This window comes from Leifsonia sp. SIMBA_070 (assembly GCF_046534635.1).
Lineage (GTDB): Bacteria > Actinomycetota > Actinomycetes > Actinomycetales > Microbacteriaceae > Leifsonia.
The window spans coordinates 1-258 of the sequence record NZ_JAWRYK010000525.1 but is presented as its reverse complement, the minus strand read 5'-3'; the positions used below and the strand labels follow the sequence as shown (position 1 = coordinate 258).

Here is a 258-nt window from a genome sequence, read left to right as displayed (position 1 = left end):
ATCGAACTCGTCTTCGTTCGGGATGGTCCGTCCCTCGATGGTCGCGCGCCCCGGACAGGGCAGTTGTGTCTGCGGCGTCACCGCACCCGACGTCAGCGCAGCCGCCGTCGTCACGGTCTTGAACGTCGAGCCGGGCGGGTACAGCCCGGTCAGCGCGATCGGCCCCTCCTTGTTCGCCGCATCGTTCTGTGCCACCGCGAGTATCCCCCCGGTCGACGGCGAGATGGCCACCAGTACCGCCGGTTTGGTCTGCGAGGA

Annotated in this window: 1 protein-coding gene; it reads right to left on the bottom strand. The window is 68.2% G+C overall.

Going from position 1 to position 258, the window contains the following annotated elements; all coding sequences use genetic code 11:
• A partial coding sequence (locus tag SB754_RS21300; protein ID WP_410784329.1) for a penicillin-binding transpeptidase domain-containing protein occupies positions 1-231 on the bottom strand: 231 nt, incomplete at its 3' end.
• Positions 232-258: the final 27 nt, after the last annotated feature.